This is a genomic window from Blautia massiliensis (ex Liu et al. 2021), from assembly GCF_052064225.1.
Lineage (GTDB): Bacteria > Bacillota > Clostridia > Lachnospirales > Lachnospiraceae > Blautia_A > Blautia_A fusiformis.
In genome coordinates, this window is the sequence record NZ_JBQHWA010000022.1 from 1 (window position 1) to 22,270 (window position 22,270).

The following is a 22,270-nucleotide window of genomic DNA, read 5'->3' on the forward strand; positions in this document are numbered from 1 at the left end:
TTTTCAGGGACATGGATCATATAAAACAATTGCGGATCTATCCGCCGGAAAACGGAAAATGTGACCTTATCGTTATCTATGAGATTGAAGGGACAGAGCAGCTTTCCCAGAATGGACATTATTTATCTATTGATCCTGGACTTCATAATCTGATGACCTGTTATGATTCCGGAAATGGCCGGACTTTTATCCTTGGAAGGAAATATCTTTCATTGGAAAGATACTTTCATAAAGAGATCGCCAGAGTGCAGTCTGTCTGGTATGCGCAGCAATCGGAAAGAGGGATAAGATATCCAGGATCATCGAAACATATCCAGAGACTTTACAGAAAAAAGCAGAATACAGTGAAGGATTATCTTCATAAAGTGACCAGATGGATTGCAGAATACTGCAGAAAAGAAGATATCCGCTGTGTGGTTGTGGGAGATATCCGAAATATCCGTAAAGAGAAAGATATGGGGCATAAGGTTAACCAGAAGTTTCACGGACTGCCATATAACAGGCTGTATATCATGCTGGGATATAAGCTGAAACTGTATGGGATCCAATTGATAAAACAGGAGGAAAGCTATACCAGCCAGTGCAGCCCGTTATCACCGGAAGTATCAAAAAGATATGCAGAAGCATTAAACCGAAAAGAACGGGGTATGTATATAACTGACGGAGTAAGCTACAATGCAGATGCAGTAGGCGCATTTAATATCCTGCGGAAATATCTTTCCGTATCCGGAAAAGAGAAGACACTGTCCGTAACCGGACTAAAAAATCCAGAAATAATAAAAGTAGCTGTATAGCCGAAAGGCAAGCAGTATTGGTGTCATGGACGCACCCTGAAAAAAGGCGGTATCCCGCCAGATTTCAGATGCTCTGGTAACTAAGTTGCCGAGTAGTTCACAGTTCCGTCTCTATCCCAACGCTGTAATGTTTTTACAGATACACCTAACAGTTCAGCAAAATCTTTTGGCTTGTAATTTGTGATATTTGATGTGTTCATAATAATTTACTCCTTTGAGTATATTCAAACACATCTAATCATATTAGTTAATAAATTTTATTACTTGAGATATCCTCCTTTTTTCTATATTATAGACCTGTCAAAAAAGCGTTTCAATACAAATAATCAGAAAATACAAAGAAATACCTGATAAAAATCGGCACAACGCCTCACATCCAATACAGTAGAATCCATCATCCTGTCAATACAGAACACAACATCCCGGTCCTACCGGGAGGAACTCCACCGTCCGGAAGCTCCGCAAGGAAGCACCAGCCCACTCTCCGTCACAGGAAGCCCGATCTCCTGAGATTCCACACTACCTTTCCAAGGCTTCAGTTCGGTAGCCAGCATATAAGTCAGCACAGCCGGTGCAAGACCTGTAGTATAGGAATTCACCAGGAAAAACAGCGGATCATCACTGAGGATCTTCGTACAAAGCTTGATCAGCGGATGGATCGCATCCTCGATCTTCCAGATCTCGCCCTTAGGTCCGCGGCCGTAAGAAGGCGGGTCCATAATGATCGCATCGTAATGATTTCCTCTGCGGATCTCACGTTCTACGAACTTCACGCAGTCATCCACAAGCCAGCGGATCGGTGCACCGGAAAGTCCGGAAGCAGCAGCATTCTCTTTTGCCCAGTTCACCATACCCTTGGAAGCGTCCACGTGAGTAACGGAAGCGCCGGCAGCAGCTGCAGCCAGAGTAGCGCCGCCGGTATAGGCAAAAAGATTTAAGACCTTGATCGGGCGTCCTGCATTGCGGATCTTTTCACCGAACCAGTCCCAGTTCACAGCCTGCTCCGGGAAAAGTCCTGTATGCTTGAAGCTGAAAGGCTTCAGATTAAAAGTAAGGTCCTTGTAATGAAGCTCCCACTGATGAGGCAGATCAAAGAACTCCCACTCACCGCCGCCACGGCTGCTTCTGTGATAATGTCCGTTCATATGCTTCCAGCCACGGTTTTTGCGGGGAGTATCCCAGATTACCTGCGGGTCCGGACGAACCAGAAGATAATTCCCCCAGCGCTCCAGCTTTTCTCCTTTTGATGTATCAATAACTTCGTATTCTTTCCATCCATCTGCAATCCACATGATGATCAATACCTCTTTCATAATAGTAAATTTATAAGATATATATAGCATTTTTATATAGCATTTCCGGAGATTACTGTACCAGATCCGGCTGACCGGGACATGAATCCATAAAAACGCCATAATAATGTTTTTTCCAGTATAGAGGAAAAATGGATGCTGTGCAAGAGAAGTGCAGGATTTTCCACGAAAGATTTGACAACAGCGCTTTTACATACTAAAATGTACGCAGAGATTTTCTGCCGGGGCAGAGGCTTCCCGCTTCCGTGAAACTGTGGCTGTTTTTTGCGGAAGAGATTTTGCAGAGAATTCCTGACAGACAGAAATCGTTAACAGAAGAAACACAGCAACCGCAGATATGAAACTGTGCACAAAAAGAGGAGAAGCAAACTTATGAAAAAATATTGTGAGATGAGCAGGGAAGAGCTACTCGATTTAAAGAAAGAACTCGACCGTGAGTTCGACGAGATCAAAGCCGAAGGTCTGGCACTGGATATGTCCCGTGGTAAACCTGCACCGGATCAGCTTGATCTTTCCATGAAAATGATGGAAGTACTTGCAGGGGATGCAGATCTGAAATGTGAGACCGGTGTGGACTGCCGTAACTATGGAGTCATCGACGGAATCCCGGAAGCCAAGAGACTTCTCGGTGAGATGTCAGAGGTAGAGCCAGAGAACATCATCATCTATGGTAACTCCAGTCTGAACGTAATGTTCGATACCATTGCACGTTCCTATTCCCACGGAGTAATGGGAAATACACCATGGTGCAAGCTTGACAAGGTGAAATTCCTCTGTCCTGTACCAGGATACGACCGTCATTTCCGTATCACAGAATTTTTCGGCATTGAGATGATCAACATTCCGATGACTCAGGAAGGCCCGGATATGGATATGGTTGAGAAATATGTCAATGAAGATCCGGCAGTAAAAGGAATCTGGTGTGTTCCGAAATATTCCAATCCGCAGGGCTACACTTATTCCGAAGAAACAGTTAAGCGTTTTGCGCATCTGAAGCCGGCTGCACCGGACTTCCGTATTTACTGGGATAACGCTTACAGCATCCATCATCTTTATGATGACAATCAGGATTTCCTTCTTGAGATCCTTGATGAGTGTGCGAAAGCAGGAAATCCGGACATTGTTTATAAATTTACTTCTACCTCCAAGGTAAGCTTCCCTGGTTCCGGTATCGCAGCAGTTGCTGCATCCAAGGCGAACCTGGATGACTTCCGCAAATACATGACTGTACAGACCATCGGACACGACAAACTGAACCAGCTTCGTCACGTTCGTTTCTTCAAAGATATCAACGGACTGCATGAGCATATGAAGAAACACGCAGACATCCTTCGTCCGAAATTCGAGCTTGTTCTCGCAACACTGGATAAAGAGCTTAACGGACTTGGAATCGGTGAGTGGACTAAACCTCACGGCGGATATTTCATTTCCTTTGATTCTATGGAAGGCTGTGCGAAAGCCATCGTTGCCAAAGCAAAAGAAGCAGGCGTTGTTATGACTGGAGCAGGCGCAACCTATCCATATGGAAAGGACCCGAAAGACAGCAATATCCGTATTGCACCAAGCTACCCAAGCGTTGAGGAGCTTGGCAAGGCAGCAGAGGTATTTGTTCTCTGTGTGAAGCTTGTAAGTGTGGAAAAACTTCTGGAGAAATAAATCGATCACATCAGACTGCCCGGTATTTCAGCATGCGTAATACCGGGCAGTCATAACTATTGGAGAGAGCTCATGGATGAGGAAAAAGAAAAAATGAAAACGGGCAAAAAGTTGGTCATTGCACTGATCATGATCCTGCTGATCCTTACAGCAGGGGCTTATGGATATGGTGTACACTATTTTACAGATCATTTTTTGCCGGGATCTCAGGTGAATGGTTTTAACTGCTCCTATAAAACTGCAGATGAAACAGAAAAGCTTCTTGCAAAGGAAGTGCAGGCATATGTTCTTACCGTTGATACAAGAAACAACGGAAAAGAGAGCATTACCGCAAAAGAAGCCGGCCTGGTCTACAAGCCGGATGGCGGAGCCAAAAAGCTGATCAAGAAACAGGACCGGTACAAATGGTTCCTTGCTTTTAATCAGAAGAAAAAATATACACTGGCAACGGATACTGCTTATGAAGATCAGAACAAGCTGACAGAGGCTGTGAAGAATCTGAAATGCATGCAGAAGGACAATATGGAAAAGCCTGCAGACGCATGCATTAAGGATAATGGCGAAACCTACGAGATCCAGCCGGAAAAAGAAGGAACGACCCTGGATACAAAAAAGGTTCAGAAGGTGATCCGTGCAGCTGTTTCCGCAGGAGACAAAACAGTTAGTCTGGAAAAGAAAAACTGCTACAAAAAACCATCGATATATAAAGACGATGAAGCTCTGAAAAAAGATTGTGACCAGATGAACAAGCTTACCAGCTGCGTGATCACCTATGATTTTTCGGACCGGTCGGAACAGCTTGACCGAAATACCATCAAAGACTGGCTGGTCAGGGACGCAAACGGAGATTATATAGTAAATAAAGATCAGGTTGCAGCTTATGTGAACAGCCTGGGATATAAATATGATACCTTTGGCTGCACGAGAACATTTACCACCTACGATGGCCGCCAGAAGACCATCAAGGGCGGTGATTACGGATGGGCTATCGATCAGACCACAGAGACTGAATGGCTTTATAATGCCATTCTTGCAGGAACTACAGAAGTGAGACAGCCGGCGTATGCTTACAGTGGACTTTGCAGAGATACCAATGATATCGGAAATACATATGTAGAGATTGACCTGACCAACCAGAGAATGGTATTCTATAAAGACGGACAGCTTCTGGTAGATACACCGGTAGTTACCGGCTGTGTCCGAAAGGGCCATTCCACACCAACCGGATGCTTTGCACTGGATGCCATGCGTTCACCGGCAGTTTTGAAGGGACCTGGATATGCATCACCGGTTACATACTGGATGCCGTTTTCCGGAGGAGTCGGAATCCATGACGCAAGCTGGCGTTCACAGTATGGCGGGCAGATCTATATCACAAATGGTTCTCATGGCTGTGTAAACACCCCGAAGGATAAGGCGGCAATCATTTATAATAATATTAGTGTAGGAGTACCGATCGTAGTTTATGAATAAGAGATTAAAAGAAATATTAAAAGAATACGAAGAAAGAAAACACAAGATCATCAAGGGAGATGAAAGTATGAATATCGTTGTATTGGCAGGCGGAACCAGTACAGAAAGAGAGATCTCCATCGTAACAGGAACCGGTGTCTGCAAGGCACTTCGTAAAAAAGGCCATAATGCCATTCTTGTAGATATTTTCTGCGGACTTGAGCCGGTGGACTGGGATGAGCCCTTTGGAGATAAAGATTATGAGGTAGATTCTGCGGCAGAGTATATGAGAAGCTTCGATGATGATATCGAAGAGATCAAACGCACAAGAAGAAGCTTTTTCGGACCGAATGTACTGGAATTGTGTCAGGCAGCAGACATTGTATTTATGGGACTTCACGGTTCCAACGGAGAGGATGGAAAGGTTCAGGCAACCTTCGATCTTCTGGGAATCCGTTACACAGGAACCGGATATTTAAGCAGTGCCCTTGCTATGGATAAGGGTCTCACTAAGAAGATCTTTCTCATGGATCAGGTACCGACACCGAAGGGCGTTTCCATGCTGAAAGAAAACTGTACAAGAAACATCCATGATCTTGGTATGGAATTTCCTGTTGTTGTAAAAACATGCTGCGGTGGTTCCAGCGTAGGTGTTTATATTGTAAACAACCAGAAAGAATATGAGGATGCCATTGACGGTGCTTATTCCTATGAGGATGAGGTAGTTGTTGAAGAGTATATCAGGGGCCGTGAGTTTTCCGTTGCAGTTGTAGACGGAAAGGCTTATCCGATCATCGAGATCGCACCGAAGCAGGGCTTTTATGATTACAAGAACAAATATCAGGCAGGCTCCACAGTAGAAACCTGTCCGGCTGAGATCTCACCGGAACTGACTGAGAAGATGCAGCATTATGCGGAAGCTGGCGCAAAGGCTCTCTGCATTGAGGGCTATGCACGTTTTGACTTCATGATGAAAGAAAACGGTGATATGTACTGTCTGGAGGCAAACACACTTCCGGGAATGACCCCCACCAGTCTGATCCCTCAGGAAGCAAAGGTCCTGGGAATCGACTATCCGGACCTCTGTGAAGAACTGATCCGCATTTCTTTTAAGAAATACAGCAAATAAAATATCTGACCGTAACTCCTCCTGTTAACAGGAGGAGTTTCTGGCAAAAGAAAGGATTTTATTCATGAAAAATCTTACATTGGAAAATATCACAAAAGTCTGCAATGGTATTTACCACGGCCCGCAGGAAAAACTTCAGGAGGAAGTGACTGCGATCACAACGGACAGCCGTAAGGTGGAAAAAGGAGGTCTTTTTGTACCGGTAGTAGGAGAGCGTGTGGATGCTCACCGTTTTATCCCGCAGGTAATGGAAGCAGGTGCACTCGCGACCTTATCCGAGAGAACTCTTGAAGGGGCGGATCATCCGTATATCCAGGTAGGCTCCTCCCTTCAGGCAGTAAAAGACATTGCGGAGTTTTATCTGGAGCAGCTTGATATTCCTGTTGTGGGAATCACAGGAAGCGTTGGAAAGACCAGCACAAAAGAGGTGATCGCCTCTGTGCTGAAGGAAAAATACCGTACACTGAAAACCCAGGGAAATTTCAACAATGAGCTGGGACTTCCACTGACAGTATTCCGCCTTCGTGATGAAGATGAGATCGCAGTTCTGGAAATGGGAATCAGTGATTTCGGTGAGATGACCCGTCTTGCAAAGATCGCAAAACCGGACACCTGCGTGATCACAAACATCGGAACCTGCCATCTGGAAAACCTTGGAGACAGAGACGGCGTCCTGAAGGCAAAAACAGAGATTTTTCAGTATGTGAAGAAAAATATCGTACTTAACGGTGATGATGATAAGCTCTCCACAGTAAAGGAATACAACGGCATGCAACCGGTATTTTTCGGAAACGGAGAAAATGCTTCTGTTACCTGTGAAAATGTGGAAAGCCGTGGCCTGAAGGGAATGAGCTGTGACATCTGTCTGAAGGGAAAAATGGCAGAGAACGGAGAGTTCCAGACATTTCATGTAGATATTCCAATGCCAGGACGTCATATGGTATCCAATGCACTGGCAGCAGCAGCTGTGGGCAGACTTTACGGACTGAATGCAGAGCAGATCAAAAATGGCATCGAAAGCCTGGAACCGGTCAGCGGAAGATTCAATATGATCGAGACCGATAAATTCATGATCGTAGATGACTGCTACAACGCAAATCCCATGTCCATGAAGGCTTCCCTGGATGTTCTTCAGGACGGACTTGGAAGAAAGGTTGCCATCCTTGGCGATATGGGTGAGCTTGGAACGGATGAAGCCGCACTTCATGAAGGTGTAGGCGTTCATGCAGGTCAGTGCAGGATCGATGCATGCATCTGCGTAGGACCACTTGCAGCCCATATCGCGGAAAAGGCATCTCAGACCAATCCGGACCTGACAGTCATCCGGGAAAAAGATCTGGAAAGCCTTCTTAAGAACCTGAACACATATGTGAAACCTGGAGATACCATCCTCGTAAAGGCTTCTCACTTCATGAAATTTGAAAATGTAGTCAAAGCACTGCAGGAAATGTAAAAAGACCGAAAACAGGGGCAGCATTTGACGAACGAAAATTCTTTCCAGTTAAGTTATATAGAAGTATAATATTCCTAAGGCGATGAGCAGTGCGGCTATAGAACAAAAGCACGCTCAGGCACTGTGCGGCAGTGAAAAAGGGAGGGCTTATGCTGGAGATGATCATGAAGCTGAACATCCCGCTTTACGTCATGACATCCATGGGATGTATCGGCGGTCTGGGGATGCTGGCAACAAACCTTACCTACCGAAGAATGATCCGAAATACGCAGCGATTACAGAATCTCAAAGAAAAATGGCTGAACCTGTGGAAGTCAAGGGACAGGCTCTGGCATCGGATGAACCGATTTGTATGGTATCCGTCACTGTTTTGTACATTTCTTCTGGGACTGTCTGTTTTTCTCAACAGCAGACTGGGATACAGGGAAGGATTGTCTATGCTTTATCTTTATATAGGGGCGGCAGTGCCGGTAGTACTGCTTCTTCTTCGTCAGGCATTGGACTTTTCTTATAAGGAAGAGCTTGTGATGGCTTCTCTTGCAGATTATGTGGAACAGGTCCGTACCTGGGTGGAGGAAGTACCGGTCGCAGAAAAGTCGGATCCTGTTCTGCAGGAAGAAATCGTAGATAAGATCACCAGAAGTATCCGTCAGACGGCTGCTACCGGAAGCCACTTCAGCAAGATGCTTTCTCCGGAGGAGGAAGAGATCATGCGGGAGATCATACGGGAGTTTATGAATGCAGAGTAAAAACATATCCCGGTATATTTGAGAAAATACAGAAATGTAAACAAAGGTATCCCGGAATAAGGGAACCGGATGCAAAAAAAACTTTCCGGCAGATACGATTCTCTGTATCCGCCGGAGAGCTTTTTTATGTATGCAGTTGTGTAAGATAAGGAATTTATCAGCTATACCTTATCAACCCATGGAGATCGGGCCGCCACGGAGCTTGCCGGCTGTGGTGATCCTCTTGATCGCAACCATGTAAGCTGCCATACGGAGCATTACGTTTTTCTCCTGGCTGAGAGCATAAACTTCATTAAAGGCAGTAAGCATGATCTTCTGAAGCATCTTGTTAACTTCATCAAGATCCCATGTAAGGTTCTGGATGTTCTGTACCCACTCAAAGTAGGAAACAACAACACCGCCTGCATTGGAAAGGATATCTGGGCATACAATGATTCCTCTGGAATTCAGGATCTCGTCAGCTTCAACAGAAGTCGGTCCGTTGGCAGCCTCAATGATCAGCTTTGCCTGGATGCGTCCGGCGTTATCTTCTGTGATCTGATTCTCAAGGGCAGCCGGAATCAGAACATCACATATCCTTGTCAGTCCGATGATCGGAAGGATACGGGTTGTATAACGACGAGTCAGACGGATTAGCTCAGCTCTGGAAAGCTTGGAGGGGTCAACCTTAATACCACCCTTGGCACCGCCGTAAGGAATATTTACAACAGCACATTTAAAGGACATCCATGCTGCAAGTCCCTTTACCTCGTCCATGTCGGAATTCTGATGGTAACGGATGCCGCCCTTGCACGGTCCACGTGCGCTGGAATGCTGAACACGGTATCCCTCGAATACTTTAATAGAACCGTCGTCCATACGGATCGGGATAGAAACCTTAAGCTCACGTTCCGGGTAGCAAAGTGTTGCGTAATCTTCATAACTGAGACTCAGTGCCTCTGCAGACTGTTTCAGGACAGAGAGCATATTGTCATATGGATTATACTTTTTTTCTGCCATTGTTACCACTCATTTGAAAATAAATATTTTTCATTGAATGATTAAGAATAATATTATTCATCTGATGAACTGAGTATAGCACAACAGATATGAATGGTAAATAAGTTTATTCATAAAAATATACACAAAAATATTTATATCTTTTTTGGCGTTTTTACATAACCGTATGTTAAAATAAAAACAGTGTATAAGAACGCCAGATATAAAATCAGGAAGACCAGGAGGGTATTTCATGGAGAATCAGTTACAGAAGCTGATCATTTCAGCGCAGCTGACACCAAAGGAAAAAGAAGTTGCAGACTATGTTCTTGAGAATCTGCAGAAATGCTGTTTTATGACATCAACAGAACTGGCAGGGGCGCTGAATGTGAGTTATTCCTCTGTAATCCGGCTTACCAAGACTCTTGGTTTTACCGGATATCCGGATTTTCAGAGCTTTCTGCGGGAAACCTATGCAGAGCAGTCCAGAGACGTGGACACAGGAATCCTCATTCCGGCAGAGCGAATTGAGGCAATTAAGAAAAAAGAGCACAAGGCGACTGTACAGGATACGGTATGCACATATACTCTGAGTAATATTCAGAGTACCATTGCAAGCAATACAGAAGAACAGTACCGCAAGGCGAGCAGTATTCTTATTAACAGTGATGTGAAATATATTTTTTCCTCAAGGGGATCTACATGTGTGGGAGAATTTCTGAATACGATCCTCAGACAGACACTTCCCCATGTGTACAACTACGGAAGCCACGGGCAGAACATGTTCGATTTCGCAAGCGACCTGAAAAAAGGAGACGCAGCAGTTTTTATCACCTATTCCAGATATTCAAGACTGATGTATCTCACTGCGGAGATGGTACATAAACAGGGAGCTTCCATCATCCTTCTGACTGATAAGCCTACCTGCGAGGCAGCCAAGTTCGCTGACGTAGTGCTGACTGCCAGAGGCGACAGCAGTGAATTTTATAATTCCTATATAGCAGGAATGTTCGCAGCAGAGATGCTGTGTGCATATACATGCAGGGAAACGAATTATTCCAATCAGGAGCTGCTGGAACGTATTGATGAATATACTTCCCAGATAGGAAATTTTTGATCAATAAGGCAGTATCGGCCTTGTTTGCGGCATAAAAAGCAAAGAACTGTGTACTGCAAAAGTCTGGATTTTGTCATATATAGATGATATAATCGTAGGTATAATATCTGTATATGAATAAGGACACGGGAAGTATGAAAGAGAATGAACAAAAAAATCAGACAAAAAGCTGGGGTATAATAATCGCTGTTTTAAGTGTATGTATTATTGCTACAGCTTTTTTTGATTATCTGAACATTACCATATCAGGTAAAAATGAAATTCTGGACAAAATTATGGATCTGGCTGGAGTAACAGGAGATTATGTGAAGATTTCACCCAGACAAATGCTTACAAATATGGCCAGCATCCGGGATCTTCTGGAGGAAATAGGAATCAGCAGCAGCGGAATACTCTGGAAAATGGGGATATTTTTTATAATTCCTTATATTTTTGCTGTTGTGGCAGCGGTTTTAGGATTTTTTGATAGTCTTTATACAGGAATTGCAGCAATCATTTCTGCTGTTTTGGGAATGGCAGGGCTGCTTGTGGATTATTACGTAATCCTTCCACGCAGTATTGCAGAAATCGCAGCAGCATATAAAGTTTCAGGGATTTTTAAACTGGTTTTGAATGTAGACATTGAAGAAAACATCAGAAAGACAATTACTTCATCTTTTTGTGCAGCATACTGGATATGTGTTGCTTTGTTTGCCGGAATTGCTGTTATTTCTGTCCTGAAGCTGATATTCGGTCAGAAAAAAGAGGATGTTCAGGAGCAGCAGCTGCCAGTTCTCAGATGTATGTGCGGTGACCTGAAGAACATGGAGATTGAAATGGGAGAATCCGAGATATTGGTAGGAAGAGACACCAGAAGATGTGCACTGATCATATCAGAGCAGGGTGTTGACCAGGTACACTGTATGATCCGGTTTAACAGAGAAAGTAACAACTACGGGGTTGTTGATATATCGAATACGATGACCTGTATTTTCATAAACAATGATGTGGATGGCAATACAGTTCCTCTTCAGAAGGGTATCATGTGTACTGTAGAAAGAGGGAGCTGGATTGGAGTAGGAGATCGTGACAATCTTCTGCAGCTTTTATAAAATACAGGGGGGAGAAAAATGTGGAGCAGAAAAAATATCTTATAATTATTGATAATCATGGAAAAATCCAGGAGGTTCCGCTGGAATCTTTCGGAAAAGACCGTCTGATCCTGGGATCTGATCCCAGGCAGTGTGATATTGTTATTCAGTCGAATATTATCTCCCATGTGCATGGTAAATTAAAATTTGCGGATAACCGGGTACTGTTTGCTGATTTAAACAGCACCAATGGAACTATTGTGGAGACGGATGGATATCAGAAATTTCTTCATGGAAATGCAAGATACTATGAGCTTAGAAACGGAAGTATTCTCCGAGTTCAGTCCAGCCACAGTACACCAGATAAATCAGTGGTGATGTTGTATACCAACGCGTCAGAAAAAGGAGTATGGCGAAAAACATCTGTTCTTTCCGGCAGAATTTCCATTGGCCGTGGAGAAGAAAACGACATTATACTACATCATCCATGTGTATCAAGAAATCATGCGTATATTATAAAAGAGGGAAATAAAGCGGTACTTGTAGACAACAGTGCCAATGGAATTTTTCTCAATGGAAAAGTTGTAAACAAAAGAGCTGTGTTGCATGAGAAAGATGTTATCATAATTCTTAACAGCACACTCTTGTATACAGACGGAAATGTATTTTATAAAACATCCAGAAGTGGTACACATATTGATGTTGCCAACGTAAACAAATATGTGGGGAAAGACCATAAGAAGATTCTGGATCAGGTAAGCTGCCATATAGGAAGCAATGACTTTGTTGCGATCATCGGAGGTTCCGGAGCCGGAAAAACAACGCTGATGAATGCGATCAGCGGTTTTGACAAAAAATTTGCAGGAGAAATCAAATATAATGGTGTGGAACTCAAACCACATTTCAATGAATGGAAGAGTATCATCGGATATGTTCCACAGGAGGATATCATTTTTGAAAATCTGACTTTGCGGAGAATGTTGCATTATACCGCAGATCTGAAAATGCCGTCAGATACTTCAAAAGCAGAAAAAGATAAACGGATCGATCAGGTACTGGGAATGGTAGAGCTGACTCAGCACCAGAACACTCTGATTCGAAAGCTTTCCGGCGGACAGAAAAAACGTGCCAGCATAGCAGTGGAACTTTTGGCTGATCCAAGTGTATTTTTTCTGGATGAACCAACTTCAGGGCTGGACCCGGGAACAGAGCAGAAACTGATGATCACGTTGAGTCGTCTTTCAAAAACTCAGGGAAAGACGATTGTGATGGTTACCCATACGACACAGAGCCTGGAACTCTGCGACAAGGTTATCTTTATGGGACAGGGAGGAAGACTTTGCTTCTGCGGAACTACAGAGGAAGCTAAACATTTTTTCAATACACAGAATCTGGTAGATATTTACAATATGATCACGGAAGAACCTGTGGCATGGGCACAGAAATACAGAATGGCCTCCCAGTATGAGAATTACTCGGAGAAAAACAGCAACGATAAGATCCGCAAGAGAAAGAAAACTGTTCAGGCACGGCAGCTGCCGATTCTCACACTGCGGTATATGGAACTTATGAAAAATGATCTTCAGAGGCTGGCGATTTTGTTTATACAGCCTGTTTTGATCGCATTTCTGCTGTCTATAGTGGCCAATGATAGGGTTTTTGATATTTATGAAGATACAAAATCGATCCTGTTTTCTTTAAGCTGTGCAGGAATCTGGATCGGTCTGTTTAACTCCATACAGGAAATCTGTAAAGAGCGGGTGATCCTGAAACGTGAATATATGGGAAACCTGAAACTTCACTGGTATGTGCTTTCCAAGTTTGCGGTTCAGACCTTGCTTGGATTAATACAGGCACTTTTGATCACCGGGATCTTTACATTTACTGTGGGGGCAGCAGACAAGGGAATTATCTTTTCCAATCCGTTTTTCGAAACATTTATTACCGTATGGCTGACGATCGAGTCATCCATGGCACTGGGATTTGTAATCTCATCTCTTGTAAAGAGCGGGGATAAGGCTATGACGCTGGCACCGTTTGTACTGATCATACAGCTTTTGTTTTCAGGAATCCTTTTTGAACTGAAAGGTGCAGGGGAAAAAATCTCCTATGTGACGATCAGTAAATGGTCAGTAGAAGGTCTTGGAAGTATAGCCTGTCTTAATGATCTGACGATGAAGATCCAGGAACAAATCCCTACAGCTGAACATGAATTTCAGGAGATCTTCAAGGCAACAGAAGTTCATCTGATGCAGAACTGGCTTATTCTTGGCATTATGACGATTGTATGTATGATCTTATGTATGGTTCTTTTGAGAAATGTGTCGAAAGATGGACGTTAGTTAAAAGGGGGATATTATGGGGGACAGAATCAGAGCCAATATAAGTACAATGTCCAGAGAATTTGCAGACATGAATAATCTTCAGAAAGCTGCCCAGAACAGTCTTGAGGATCTGGCAGCTGCGATCAATGCGTTGAATGGTACATGGGAAGGAATGGCGCATGATGCACTGGTCAGCCTGTTTCAGTCTGATCAGAACAGTATGCAGGAAACATTGAATACTCTTGGACAGTATATTGCAACACTTGTGGAAGCAAGGGATGAATACAGAAACTGTGAGGAACAGGTGGAAAGCCGGATCAGTTCCATACATGTCTGAACCAGAAATACAGAACAGAGAGATGAAAAGTAAGGAGGAATGGACATGGCAGGATATGGATCGCTGGGGGCAGATGCCCACATCAAAGTGCAGACAGAAGTACTTGTGGAAAAGGCAGAAGCTGCAAGGACAGCGATCTCATCCATGGAAAAACGTCTGGATGAGATCACACAGAAAGTAAATCAGATGTCGGGCTACTGGGAAGGTGAAGCTGCCGGCCAGGCAAGAACTCTTTATCAGAAACAGCAGGAAGCAATGCAGAAGATCCTTAAGCAGCTGAAAGAATATCCGGATAAACTTCTTACAATATCCGGAAATTATACAGCTGCTGAAGCGGCGAACCAGAATGAATCCGGAGCACTCAGAAATAATATTCTCTGAGAGAATGCACCGGAAATAAGTGGAGAGTGACAATATGAGCCGTTATACCATAGAAATGAACTTTGCGAAAGCCAGACAGCAGGCAAAACAGCTGGAAAATGCCGCATCCAGGCTGGAGCGGATTGCTTCCGGTAGCATGGAAGATGCAATGAATTCCATTTCCGGAAACTGGAAAGGCGAAAATGCGGGAAACTATCTGAAAAAGGCAGAGAAAGTTCAAAATGATATTCATAAAGTGAGCAAAGAGCTGAAAAATACGGCACAGGCAATCGAGAGGATCGCGAAGGTAACTTATGACGCAGAGATAGCTGCGCTGGAACTGGCTCTTAAACGAAATATATAAAGACGGTTAAGCTCTGACCGAAAAAAGGAGGAAATCTTATGGCAGAATTTCAGGTAACAGCAAGCACACTTAAACAGAAAGCAGATGAGCTGAACACATTAAACAGCAACTTTTCAAAAAAAGTCGAAGAGCTGATGGCATCTGAGAAATCTTTAAGCGGAATGTGGGAAGGCCAGGCTAAGGAAGCATTTGAGAATGCATTTAATACAGATATCGGAAAAATGGGTCAGTTCAAAAGTGCGGTAGACGAATATTACTCCAGACTGCTTACGATCATCACGCAGTATGAGCAGGCTGAGTCCAAGAATGTAAGCGTGGGAACTACAAGAAGCTACTAAAAACATCTGAAATGAGAGCTGTATAACAGTATGAGGAGGAAAATATCATGGATGGAACAATTAAAGTATCAACGCAGGAATTAAGATCTGCATCAAGCCAGTTCAGCAATTATGGAAGTGAGATCCAGAATCTTACATCCCAGATGTTATCACTGATCTCCGGCATCACAGGAACTGTATGGTCAGGTGAAGCGGCAAGTTCCTATCAGAGCAAATTTGCGGGACTGGAAGCAGACATTGCCAAGATCAATAAAATGATCCAGGAACATGTGACAGATTTAAACACCATGGCTGACGAATATGACCGTGCAGAACAGCAGGCACAGCAGGAAGCATCTGCATTGAAAAATAATATTATCTGATAAAGATAATACATGAGGTGGCGAAAGATATGGGTTATGTACTGACAATATACAGCAGGGAAATATATCAGGATTTTATACTTCCGACAATTGACAATGCAGATTATGCGATTGTACTTCAGCAGAAAATATTTTCACTTTTAGACGATGTTCTGGTAAAAATGGAGATCGTGGATGGCGAATGGCGTTTTGTTCAGGGAGAAAACTACAAAATCGTAAAAAACGGAAAAAGCTATATAAGAAAGGGTCTTCATAATGGGGAGGCACTGAACCTTGAGCTGTTTAATACGTTGAATTTTGCAGTTATGATCCAGGAGAAAACAGGTGGATTTACTGTATATAAGAAATATCTTTTGCCACCAGAAGGAAAAATTTACATCGGAAAAAACAAAGACAATCATATCTGCTATGATTCCATGGGGCTGGTTTCGGGTATTCATGCATCTATTGAGATGAATAAGATGAATTATATCTTAAGAGATATGAGCCGGAATGGAGTTTATGTAAACCATAACCGGGTGAAGCAGATGCACGTACTTCAATATGGGGATACTATTAATATCATCGGATTAAAAATGGTATTTCTGGGAAACTTTCTGGCACTTGAAAAACCAGGAGGCACTTTCCGTATCAAAGAAGATGTGATCGTACCGCTGGAAAGCGGAGACATCATGGATGCTGTGATCGCGGCAGCACCAGATCCGGTTTCCGAAAAGAAAAAGAAATATTTCAACAGAATTCCGAGAAATCTTCAGCTGATCGATGTGGAGCCATATACGATCGAAGGACCTCCGGGAAAAGATAACTCCAGAAGAACACCGTGGTATCTTACAGTGGGACCGGCTCTTACCATGGCAATCCCCATGACGCTTGGCTGTGTACTTTCCATTGTAGGAAGCGGAAATAATTCTTCAGTATTTATGTATACAGGACTTATTACCGCCTTTGGTTCTGCTGCCCTGGGTGCTGCCTGGGGAGGAGTGCGGCTGAAATACGATGCAAAAGTCCGTGTTGAGACAGAAGAACACAGAACCGCAGCATATGCGGAATATCTTACAGATATTGAGAAAAAAATACAGGATCAGTATGAAAAAGATATACAAATATTAAATAACCGCTATCCGTCCGCGGACATGATCTGTGCCCTTCGGGACAATAATTCTACACTCTGGAACCGAAATGTGACACATTCAGATTTTATGTGCCACCGTCTCGGAATCGGCGCACTGCCATTTCCGTCACCTGTGAACATTCCGCCGGAACGCTTTATGCTTTATAAAGATGCACTTGCAGACAGACCCGATGAGATCAAAAAGAAATTCGAAAAAATGCAGGATGTCCCGATCTGTGTCGATCTTCTTTCCCATTCTCTGATCGGTGTTCTTGGTGGAGCCAAAAAGCAGGGAGCTTACGAAGTGATCCGTCTTCTTCTGACGCAGATAGCAGCGGCGAACAGCTATACAGATGTGAAGATGGTGCTTACATATAACAAAAATTCACAGGCAGAACAGGAATGTTTTAAATCTTTCCGCTGGTTTCCCCATACCTGGTCCACAGACAGGAAATTCCGTTTTGTGGCAGACGAACCGGAAGAGATTGCAGATGTCTATTATGAGTTGACCCAGCTTCTCCGTGAGAGAAAAGAAGAAAAGGCATACGGGCAGACAGGAACACCCCTTCCGTTATATGTACTGGTTATCAGCGATATTTCCATGCTGAACAATGAGCTGATCAGCAAGTATGTATTTGATAACGATCCGCAGCTGGGGCTTATCACCATTATTCTTGCAGAGAAATTTGAAGATCTTCCAAACAGCTGTGAGTATATCATTGCCAATGAGCATGACGGAGGTAAATTTACAGGGGTTTATTCTGTACGTGGAGAAGAGCAGGAACGCATCAGTGTATGTTTTGATAATATTACCAATGCATCCGTGGAGAATTTTGCCCGCATGCTGTCCAATATTGAAGTAGAGGAGATACAGAACGGAGGAGAAATTCCTTCATCTGTAACCTTCTTTGACATGATGGGGATCCACAAGCTGGAAGAACTGGATGTTGCGACGAGATGGGCGAAAAACCGTACCTATGATTCCATCCGTGGACTTCTTGGAAAGAAAGCAGGAGGAAGTCTCTGCTATCTGGATGTCCATGAAAAATATCATGGACCTCACGGACTGATCGCAGGAACTACAGGTTCCGGTAAGAGTGAAACTTTACAGAGTTATATGCTTTCCCTGGCGATCAACTACAGCCCGGATGATATCGGTTTCTTTATCATTGATTACAAAGGCGGTGGAATGGCCAATCTGTTCTCAGGTCTGCCACATATGATGGGACAGATCTCCAACCTTTCCGGAAACCAGATTCATCGTGCAATGGTATCCATCAAGAGTGAAAACAGAAGACGTCAGCAGATTTTCAATGATTACGGTGTTAATAACATCAATGCCTATACGAAACTGATCAAATCCAATGAAGCCCAGATTCCGGTACCCCATCTGTTTATCATTATCGACGAGTTTGCGGAGCTGAAAAGAGAAGAGCCGGATTTCATGCGTGAGCTGATCAGTGTAGCACAGGTAGGTCGAAGCCTTGGTGTACACCTGATCCTTGCAACACAGAAACCAAGTGGTACTGTTGATGACAATATCTGGAGCAACTCCAAATTCCGTCTGTGCCTTCGTGTGCAGGACAAACAGGACAGTAATGATATGCTCCATAAACCGGATGCGGCTTACATCACACAGGCGGGTCGCGGATATCTGCAGGTAGGAAATGATGAGCTCTATGAACTGTTTCAGTCCGGCTACAGCGGAGCCCCGTACGATGAAGACGGTGGAGACAGCGGGAATGAAACTGTCCGCATGATCACGGTCCATGGAAGAACTGCCATTGTAGGAAACCGCATGAAGATGCGCAGGCAGGAAAGAGCAAAGGCATTGTGGCTGAAAAAGCTGGTAGAGGCATCTGAGCAGGTGATCGCAGATGGAAACACACCGGAACATCTTCTGAACAATCCGGTTCTTCTGAGACAGTGTGCAGAAAAAGTTACCGACATTCTTATTAAAAACAATGTGAATGTATCTAACAGTGAATCAGGCCTTCAGCGAATGGAAAACATCGTAAGGCTTTGCTGCCTGGCAGATGACAGAAGTACCGGTGGAAAAGTGGATTACATTATTCAGGAAGAAACAAAACATTCCGTCAGGATCCCGGAGACAAAACAGAAAACGCAGCTGGATGCAGTTGTGGAATATCTGGGAAAAGTTGCAAAAGAACGCGGATATGACCATGAGTTCCTTCTGTGGCTTCCTGTTCTTCCGGAAAATCTGTATTTGGAAGAACTTGCCGGATACAATGAGACTACATTTAATGCAGGTACATGGCCTGTATGGAAGAAGTGGAACTTAAAAGCACCGATCGGACTCTGTGATGATCCGGTGAACCAGGCGCAGAGAACTCTGGAAATCGATTTTGCGGCAATGGGACATCTGATCGTGATCGGTTCTGTAGGAACCGGAAAGAGTGTTTTCCTGCAGTCACTTGCATATTCCCTGATCCACAGGTATTCACCGGAATATGTGAACCTTTACTGTATTGATTTTTCCAGCAATGCAATGCGTGGATTTGAGAAATCTGCACATGTCGGTGGTGTGATGTATGAGCAGGATACAGAAAAAATTTCCAGATTTTTCAATATGCTGAGTGTTCTTATGGAAGAGCGTAAAAAGCTTTTCAAAGGTGGTAATTATGAACAGTATGTTCAGTCAATGGGCGTGAAAGTACCAGCCATATTTGTATTTATCGACCAGTATTCCAGCTTCCGTGAAAAAACCGGAAACATTTACGAAGAGCAGATGGTTCATCTTTCCAGAGACGGAGCAGCCTGCGGAATCTATCTTGTTATTTCGGCAGCCGGCTTCGGACTTACAGAGATTTCAAATAATGTAGGAAGAAATATCAAAAATGTGATCTGTCTTGAAATGGGCGACAAGTTCCAGTATATGGATCTTCTTCATACCATGCAGATCGATGTGATTCCTGAGACAGGCGTAAAAGGCCGAGGTCTTGTGAAACAGGGTGATGCAGTTCTGGAATATCAGACAGCACTTGCACTGAAGGCGGAAGATGACTATTCACGTATCGAAAAGATAGAGAGGGAGTGCCAGCGTCTGAATGCCGCATGGAACGGCAAAAAGGCAAAACAGGTACCGGTGATCCCGGATGAGCCTGTACTGGATGAATTTATGGAACTGGATACAGTAAAAGAACAGCTTCGGAGCGGACACCTTCTTCCAATTGGTTATGATGCAGATAATGCAGATCCATATGCACTGGATCTCCATAACATTTTCAGCTATCTCATTTCAGGAAAGGCGAAGACTGGAAAGAAAAATCTTCTCAGGATACTCCTGAAAGTGGGAACTCAGGCAGGAATGAAGATGTATGTGGCAGATTTTTCAGGAAAACTGAGAGATGCGGCAGCAGAGAATAATGCCGTTTATATTGATACAGACAGAAAGATGTATGATGCGTTTATGGAATGGCAGCCTGCGATCATAGGGAAAAACGGACGTAAAAAAGAAATGGAAGCAGCCGGAAACAGTGATCTTGAGATCTATCAGGAGATGGCAGAAAAAGGCCTTTACTGTATGCTGATCAGCAATCTTCCGGAATTTATCAATCACATCATGTACCCGGAGAAGGATGTACCGCTTATGGCAGGATTTCTGGAAAATATTACAGAAAAGGGTGCAGGACTGGGAATTTACTTTATTTCCGCATATACACCGGATGAGATTACAACAGTCAAAGGAAACGCGATTTATAATAATCTGGTTAAAAAGAGAGAAGGCCTGCATCTTGGCGGCAATACCGGCGCGCAGAACATTCTTAATTTTGACTATATTTCATATAAGGAACAGAATAAGATTCAGAAAACAGGAGTGGCAATGCTGCCGACAGTAGATGGAGAACTGACCTCTGCACGGCTGATCATTCCGCTTGCTGGGAAAGCAGATGCAGAAAAATGATAATTGTAGATGTATATGTACCTGTATATGAAAAGACCTATGACATGGAAGTTGATGAAGGTCTGGGAATTGCAATGGTGATAGAAGAGATGGCAACCATGGTCTGCCAGAAAGAATCCAGCAAAATTGGAGGAAATGTCAGTGAGTTATGTCTCTGTGACATACACAGTAAACAGATTCTCTCACCGGAAAGATGTCTGAGAGATTATGGAATCACAAACGGAGGCCAGTTGCTTCTGGTATAGGAGGGGAGAAATGATGGGCAATGTTATAGATGTGAATGACATCTGTGTCAACTGCATGCAGTACGTTGACAAGAATTCAAAATATTGTCCGGCATGCGGATATGAAAGAGGCATGTATGTAAATAAGCCTCATCAGCTTCCGGCCTTCACAGTACTGCAGGGAAGATATCTGATCGGAAAATGTCTTGGAGAAGGTGGCTTTGGAATTACATATCTTACTCTGGATCTTCTGAAAAATGAGAGAGTTGCAATTAAGGAACTTTTTGTGCAGGGGTTGCTTAATAGGAAGAAAGGAAAGACTGTTCTGATTGAGAACAGTCAGGAATCTATACAGTATTACCAGATCTGTAAGGACAAATTCCTTCGCGAAGCGCAGCTTCTTCATAATCTGAAAGATAAAAGAGGTGTTGTAAATTTTCTGAGTTATTTCGAAGAAAACAATACCGCCTATATTGTGATGGAATATCTGGAAGGACAGGATCTTTCGCAGTATTTGAAAGAACATAATGATAAACTTTCATTTCGTGAAACATTTCAGTTCCTGAGACCGGTAATGAAGTCACTGATCGATATGAATGAATCAGGGGTATATCACAGAGATATTGCCCCTGATAATATTCGTTATCTGAAGAATGGAAGAATGAAGATCATGGATCTGGGAGGAGCTAAATTTTCTTTTCAGGAACAGGTGAATGGCCCAAGCCGTATGGTAGCCGTAAAAAAAGGATATGCTCCGCCGGAACAGTATCAACAGGGGTATAAGATTGGTCCGTGGATGGATGTCTATGCAATGGCAGCTACTTTTTACAGATGTGTCACAGGAAAGATCCCACAGGAATCTCTTTCCAGAATGGAACAGGATCATCTGGAAAAGCCTGGTATTTTCTGTACAGACATGAATCGTGTTACAGAAGCAGTGATCATGAAAGGCCTGGCACTTCGTACAGAAGACAGATATATGGATATGAGGTCTTTTTATGAGGGACTGAAAGCTGCAAACCCTCAGCTGGCAGGGTATACAGCTGAGGTTTCTTTGAAAACTCAGCCTCCGGTTTCTGACCTACCTTCGAATAATATACTGGAGGATGACAGAAGAGAACGGGAAAAAAATAAAAAGGTTCAGAAAATAGCCATAGTCTGTATTGCTGTGCTGGTGGTAGTGACGCTGATAGGGTTCTTCCTTTAACAACAGA

19 protein-coding genes and 1 pseudogene are annotated in these 22,270 nt (G+C 43.5%); 17 read left to right on the forward strand and 3 right to left on the reverse strand.

Translation table 11 applies throughout. The features are described from left to right. Positions 1-794: RNA-guided endonuclease InsQ/TnpB family protein (locus tag ACTNDQ_RS10085; protein WP_441064507.1), on the forward strand; the 794-nt coding region annotated here is incomplete at its 5' end. Between the two features lie 104 nt (positions 795-898). Here the strand turns inward: ACTNDQ_RS10085 and ACTNDQ_RS10090 are convergent. Beyond that, positions 899-979: pseudogene (locus tag ACTNDQ_RS10090) on the reverse strand (MerR family DNA-binding transcriptional regulator); the annotation flags it as partial. Between the two features lie 243 nt (positions 980-1,222). Then, positions 1,223-2,086, reverse strand: a complete 864-nt coding sequence (locus ACTNDQ_RS10095) for a class I SAM-dependent methyltransferase (RefSeq protein ID WP_441064508.1) — start codon at positions 2,084-2,086, stop codon at positions 1,223-1,225. A gap of 393 nt (positions 2,087-2,479) precedes the next feature. Here ACTNDQ_RS10095 and ACTNDQ_RS10100 point away from each other — a divergent pair, with 393 nt between their 5' ends. The 5 genes from ACTNDQ_RS10100 (at position 2,480) to ACTNDQ_RS10120 (ending at position 8,546) form a co-directional block, all read left to right on the forward strand. Continuing rightward, positions 2,480-3,763 carry an aminotransferase class I/II-fold pyridoxal phosphate-dependent enzyme gene (locus ACTNDQ_RS10100; protein ID WP_022427351.1) on the forward strand — a complete coding sequence of 428 codons (1,284 nt, stop codon included), beginning with the start codon at positions 2,480-2,482 and terminating at the stop codon, positions 3,761-3,763. A gap of 72 nt (positions 3,764-3,835) precedes the next feature. Beyond that, entirely contained in the window at positions 3,836-5,236 is a 1,401-nt protein-coding gene (locus ACTNDQ_RS10105) for a L,D-transpeptidase family protein (protein WP_173761002.1), read from the forward strand. 67 nt (positions 5,237-5,303) lie between these two features. Continuing rightward, complete coding sequence (locus tag ACTNDQ_RS10110) at positions 5,304-6,344, forward strand: D-alanine--D-alanine ligase family protein (RefSeq protein ID WP_044961514.1); 1,041 nt, start codon at positions 5,304-5,306, stop codon at positions 6,342-6,344. A gap of 64 nt (positions 6,345-6,408) precedes the next feature. Further along, positions 6,409-7,797 (forward strand): UDP-N-acetylmuramoyl-tripeptide--D-alanyl-D-alanine ligase, encoded by a 1,389-nt coding sequence (locus tag ACTNDQ_RS10115; protein ID WP_278794905.1) that lies wholly within the window; start codon positions 6,409-6,411, stop codon positions 7,795-7,797. Between the two features lie 149 nt (positions 7,798-7,946). Continuing rightward, on the forward strand, positions 7,947-8,546 hold the full coding sequence (locus ACTNDQ_RS10120) for a hypothetical protein (RefSeq protein WP_441064509.1): 600 nt from the start codon (positions 7,947-7,949) through the stop codon (positions 8,544-8,546). 171 nt (positions 8,547-8,717) lie between these two features. Here the strand turns inward: ACTNDQ_RS10120 and ACTNDQ_RS10125 are convergent, their stop codons facing one another. Then, complete coding sequence (locus ACTNDQ_RS10125) at positions 8,718-9,545, reverse strand: Glu/Leu/Phe/Val family dehydrogenase (protein ID WP_441064510.1); 828 nt, start codon at positions 9,543-9,545, stop codon at positions 8,718-8,720. A gap of 232 nt (positions 9,546-9,777) precedes the next feature. Here ACTNDQ_RS10125 and ACTNDQ_RS10130 point away from each other — a divergent pair, with 232 nt between their 5' ends. The 11 genes from ACTNDQ_RS10130 to ACTNDQ_RS10180 all read left to right on the forward strand — a co-directional run bounded on the left by ACTNDQ_RS10130 (position 9,778) and on the right by ACTNDQ_RS10180 (position 22,263). Next, complete coding sequence (locus ACTNDQ_RS10130; RefSeq protein WP_441064511.1) at positions 9,778-10,641, forward strand: MurR/RpiR family transcriptional regulator; 864 nt, start codon at positions 9,778-9,780, stop codon at positions 10,639-10,641. Positions 10,642-10,775: 134 nt separating this feature from the next. Beyond that, on the forward strand, positions 10,776-11,732 hold the full coding sequence (locus ACTNDQ_RS10135; protein ID WP_441064512.1) for an FHA domain-containing protein: 957 nt from the start codon (positions 10,776-10,778) through the stop codon (positions 11,730-11,732). 20 nt (positions 11,733-11,752) lie between these two features. Beyond that, the gene (locus ACTNDQ_RS10140) at positions 11,753-14,053 is read left to right on the forward strand and encodes an ATP-binding cassette domain-containing protein (RefSeq protein WP_441064513.1); all 2,301 of its coding nucleotides are present in this window, start codon (positions 11,753-11,755) and stop codon (positions 14,051-14,053) included. A 16-nt stretch (positions 14,054-14,069) separates the two neighbouring features. Beyond that, on the forward strand, positions 14,070-14,372 hold the full coding sequence (locus ACTNDQ_RS10145; RefSeq protein WP_441064514.1) for a WXG100 family type VII secretion target: 303 nt from the start codon (positions 14,070-14,072) through the stop codon (positions 14,370-14,372). A gap of 45 nt (positions 14,373-14,417) precedes the next feature. Next, positions 14,418-14,753, forward strand: a complete 336-nt coding sequence (locus ACTNDQ_RS10150; protein ID WP_441064515.1) for a WXG100 family type VII secretion target — start codon at positions 14,418-14,420, stop codon at positions 14,751-14,753. 34 nt (positions 14,754-14,787) lie between these two features. Continuing rightward, positions 14,788-15,096: a WXG100 family type VII secretion target gene (locus ACTNDQ_RS10155; protein ID WP_441064516.1), complete on the forward strand. Its 309-nt coding sequence runs from the start codon at positions 14,788-14,790 to the stop codon at positions 15,094-15,096. Positions 15,097-15,134: 38 nt separating this feature from the next. Continuing rightward, positions 15,135-15,434 carry a WXG100 family type VII secretion target gene (locus ACTNDQ_RS10160; protein WP_441064517.1) on the forward strand — a complete coding sequence of 100 codons (300 nt, stop codon included), beginning with the start codon at positions 15,135-15,137 and terminating at the stop codon, positions 15,432-15,434. Positions 15,435-15,481: 47 nt separating this feature from the next. Beyond that, positions 15,482-15,796: a WXG100 family type VII secretion target gene (locus ACTNDQ_RS10165; protein ID WP_441064518.1), complete on the forward strand. Its 315-nt coding sequence runs from the start codon at positions 15,482-15,484 to the stop codon at positions 15,794-15,796. Positions 15,797-15,825: 29 nt separating this feature from the next. Then, positions 15,826-20,832 (forward strand): FtsK/SpoIIIE domain-containing protein, encoded by a 5,007-nt coding sequence (locus tag ACTNDQ_RS10170; RefSeq protein WP_441064519.1) that lies wholly within the window; start codon positions 15,826-15,828, stop codon positions 20,830-20,832. Continuing rightward, entirely contained in the window at positions 20,829-21,077 is a 249-nt protein-coding gene (locus ACTNDQ_RS10175) for a hypothetical protein (protein WP_441064520.1), read from the forward strand. The genes ACTNDQ_RS10170 and ACTNDQ_RS10175 overlap by 4 nt, the downstream gene beginning before the upstream one ends. A 10-nt stretch (positions 21,078-21,087) precedes the next feature. After that, the gene (locus ACTNDQ_RS10180; RefSeq protein ID WP_441064521.1) at positions 21,088-22,263 is read left to right on the forward strand and encodes a protein kinase domain-containing protein; all 1,176 of its coding nucleotides are present in this window, start codon (positions 21,088-21,090) and stop codon (positions 22,261-22,263) included. The last annotated feature ends 7 nt before the right edge of the window (positions 22,264-22,270 follow it).

Coding starts and splice junctions, on each gene's coding strand:
- ACTNDQ_RS10095 (WP_441064508.1), bottom strand. CDS start 2,086: ATGTGGATTGCAGATGGATGGAAAGAATACGAAGTTATTGATACATCA.
- ACTNDQ_RS10100 (WP_022427351.1), top strand. CDS start 2,480: ATGAAAAAATATTGTGAGATGAGCAGGGAAGAGCTACTCGATTTAAAG.
- ACTNDQ_RS10105 (WP_173761002.1), top strand. CDS start 3,836: ATGGATGAGGAAAAAGAAAAAATGAAAACGGGCAAAAAGTTGGTCATT.
- ACTNDQ_RS10110 (WP_044961514.1), top strand. CDS start 5,304: ATGAATATCGTTGTATTGGCAGGCGGAACCAGTACAGAAAGAGAGATC.
- ACTNDQ_RS10115 (WP_278794905.1), top strand. CDS start 6,409: ATGAAAAATCTTACATTGGAAAATATCACAAAAGTCTGCAATGGTATT.
- ACTNDQ_RS10120 (WP_441064509.1), top strand. CDS start 7,947: ATGCTGGAGATGATCATGAAGCTGAACATCCCGCTTTACGTCATGACA.
- ACTNDQ_RS10125 (WP_441064510.1), bottom strand. CDS start 9,545: ATGGCAGAAAAAAAGTATAATCCATATGACAATATGCTCTCTGTCCTG.
- ACTNDQ_RS10130 (WP_441064511.1), top strand. CDS start 9,778: ATGGAGAATCAGTTACAGAAGCTGATCATTTCAGCGCAGCTGACACCA.
- ACTNDQ_RS10135 (WP_441064512.1), top strand. CDS start 10,776: ATGAAAGAGAATGAACAAAAAAATCAGACAAAAAGCTGGGGTATAATA.
- ACTNDQ_RS10145 (WP_441064514.1), top strand. CDS start 14,070: ATGGGGGACAGAATCAGAGCCAATATAAGTACAATGTCCAGAGAATTT.
- ACTNDQ_RS10150 (WP_441064515.1), top strand. CDS start 14,418: ATGGCAGGATATGGATCGCTGGGGGCAGATGCCCACATCAAAGTGCAG.
- ACTNDQ_RS10155 (WP_441064516.1), top strand. CDS start 14,788: ATGAGCCGTTATACCATAGAAATGAACTTTGCGAAAGCCAGACAGCAG.
- ACTNDQ_RS10160 (WP_441064517.1), top strand. CDS start 15,135: ATGGCAGAATTTCAGGTAACAGCAAGCACACTTAAACAGAAAGCAGAT.
- ACTNDQ_RS10165 (WP_441064518.1), top strand. CDS start 15,482: ATGGATGGAACAATTAAAGTATCAACGCAGGAATTAAGATCTGCATCA.
- ACTNDQ_RS10170 (WP_441064519.1), top strand. CDS start 15,826: ATGGGTTATGTACTGACAATATACAGCAGGGAAATATATCAGGATTTT.
- ACTNDQ_RS10175 (WP_441064520.1), top strand. CDS start 20,829: ATGATAATTGTAGATGTATATGTACCTGTATATGAAAAGACCTATGAC.
- ACTNDQ_RS10180 (WP_441064521.1), top strand. CDS start 21,088: ATGATGGGCAATGTTATAGATGTGAATGACATCTGTGTCAACTGCATG.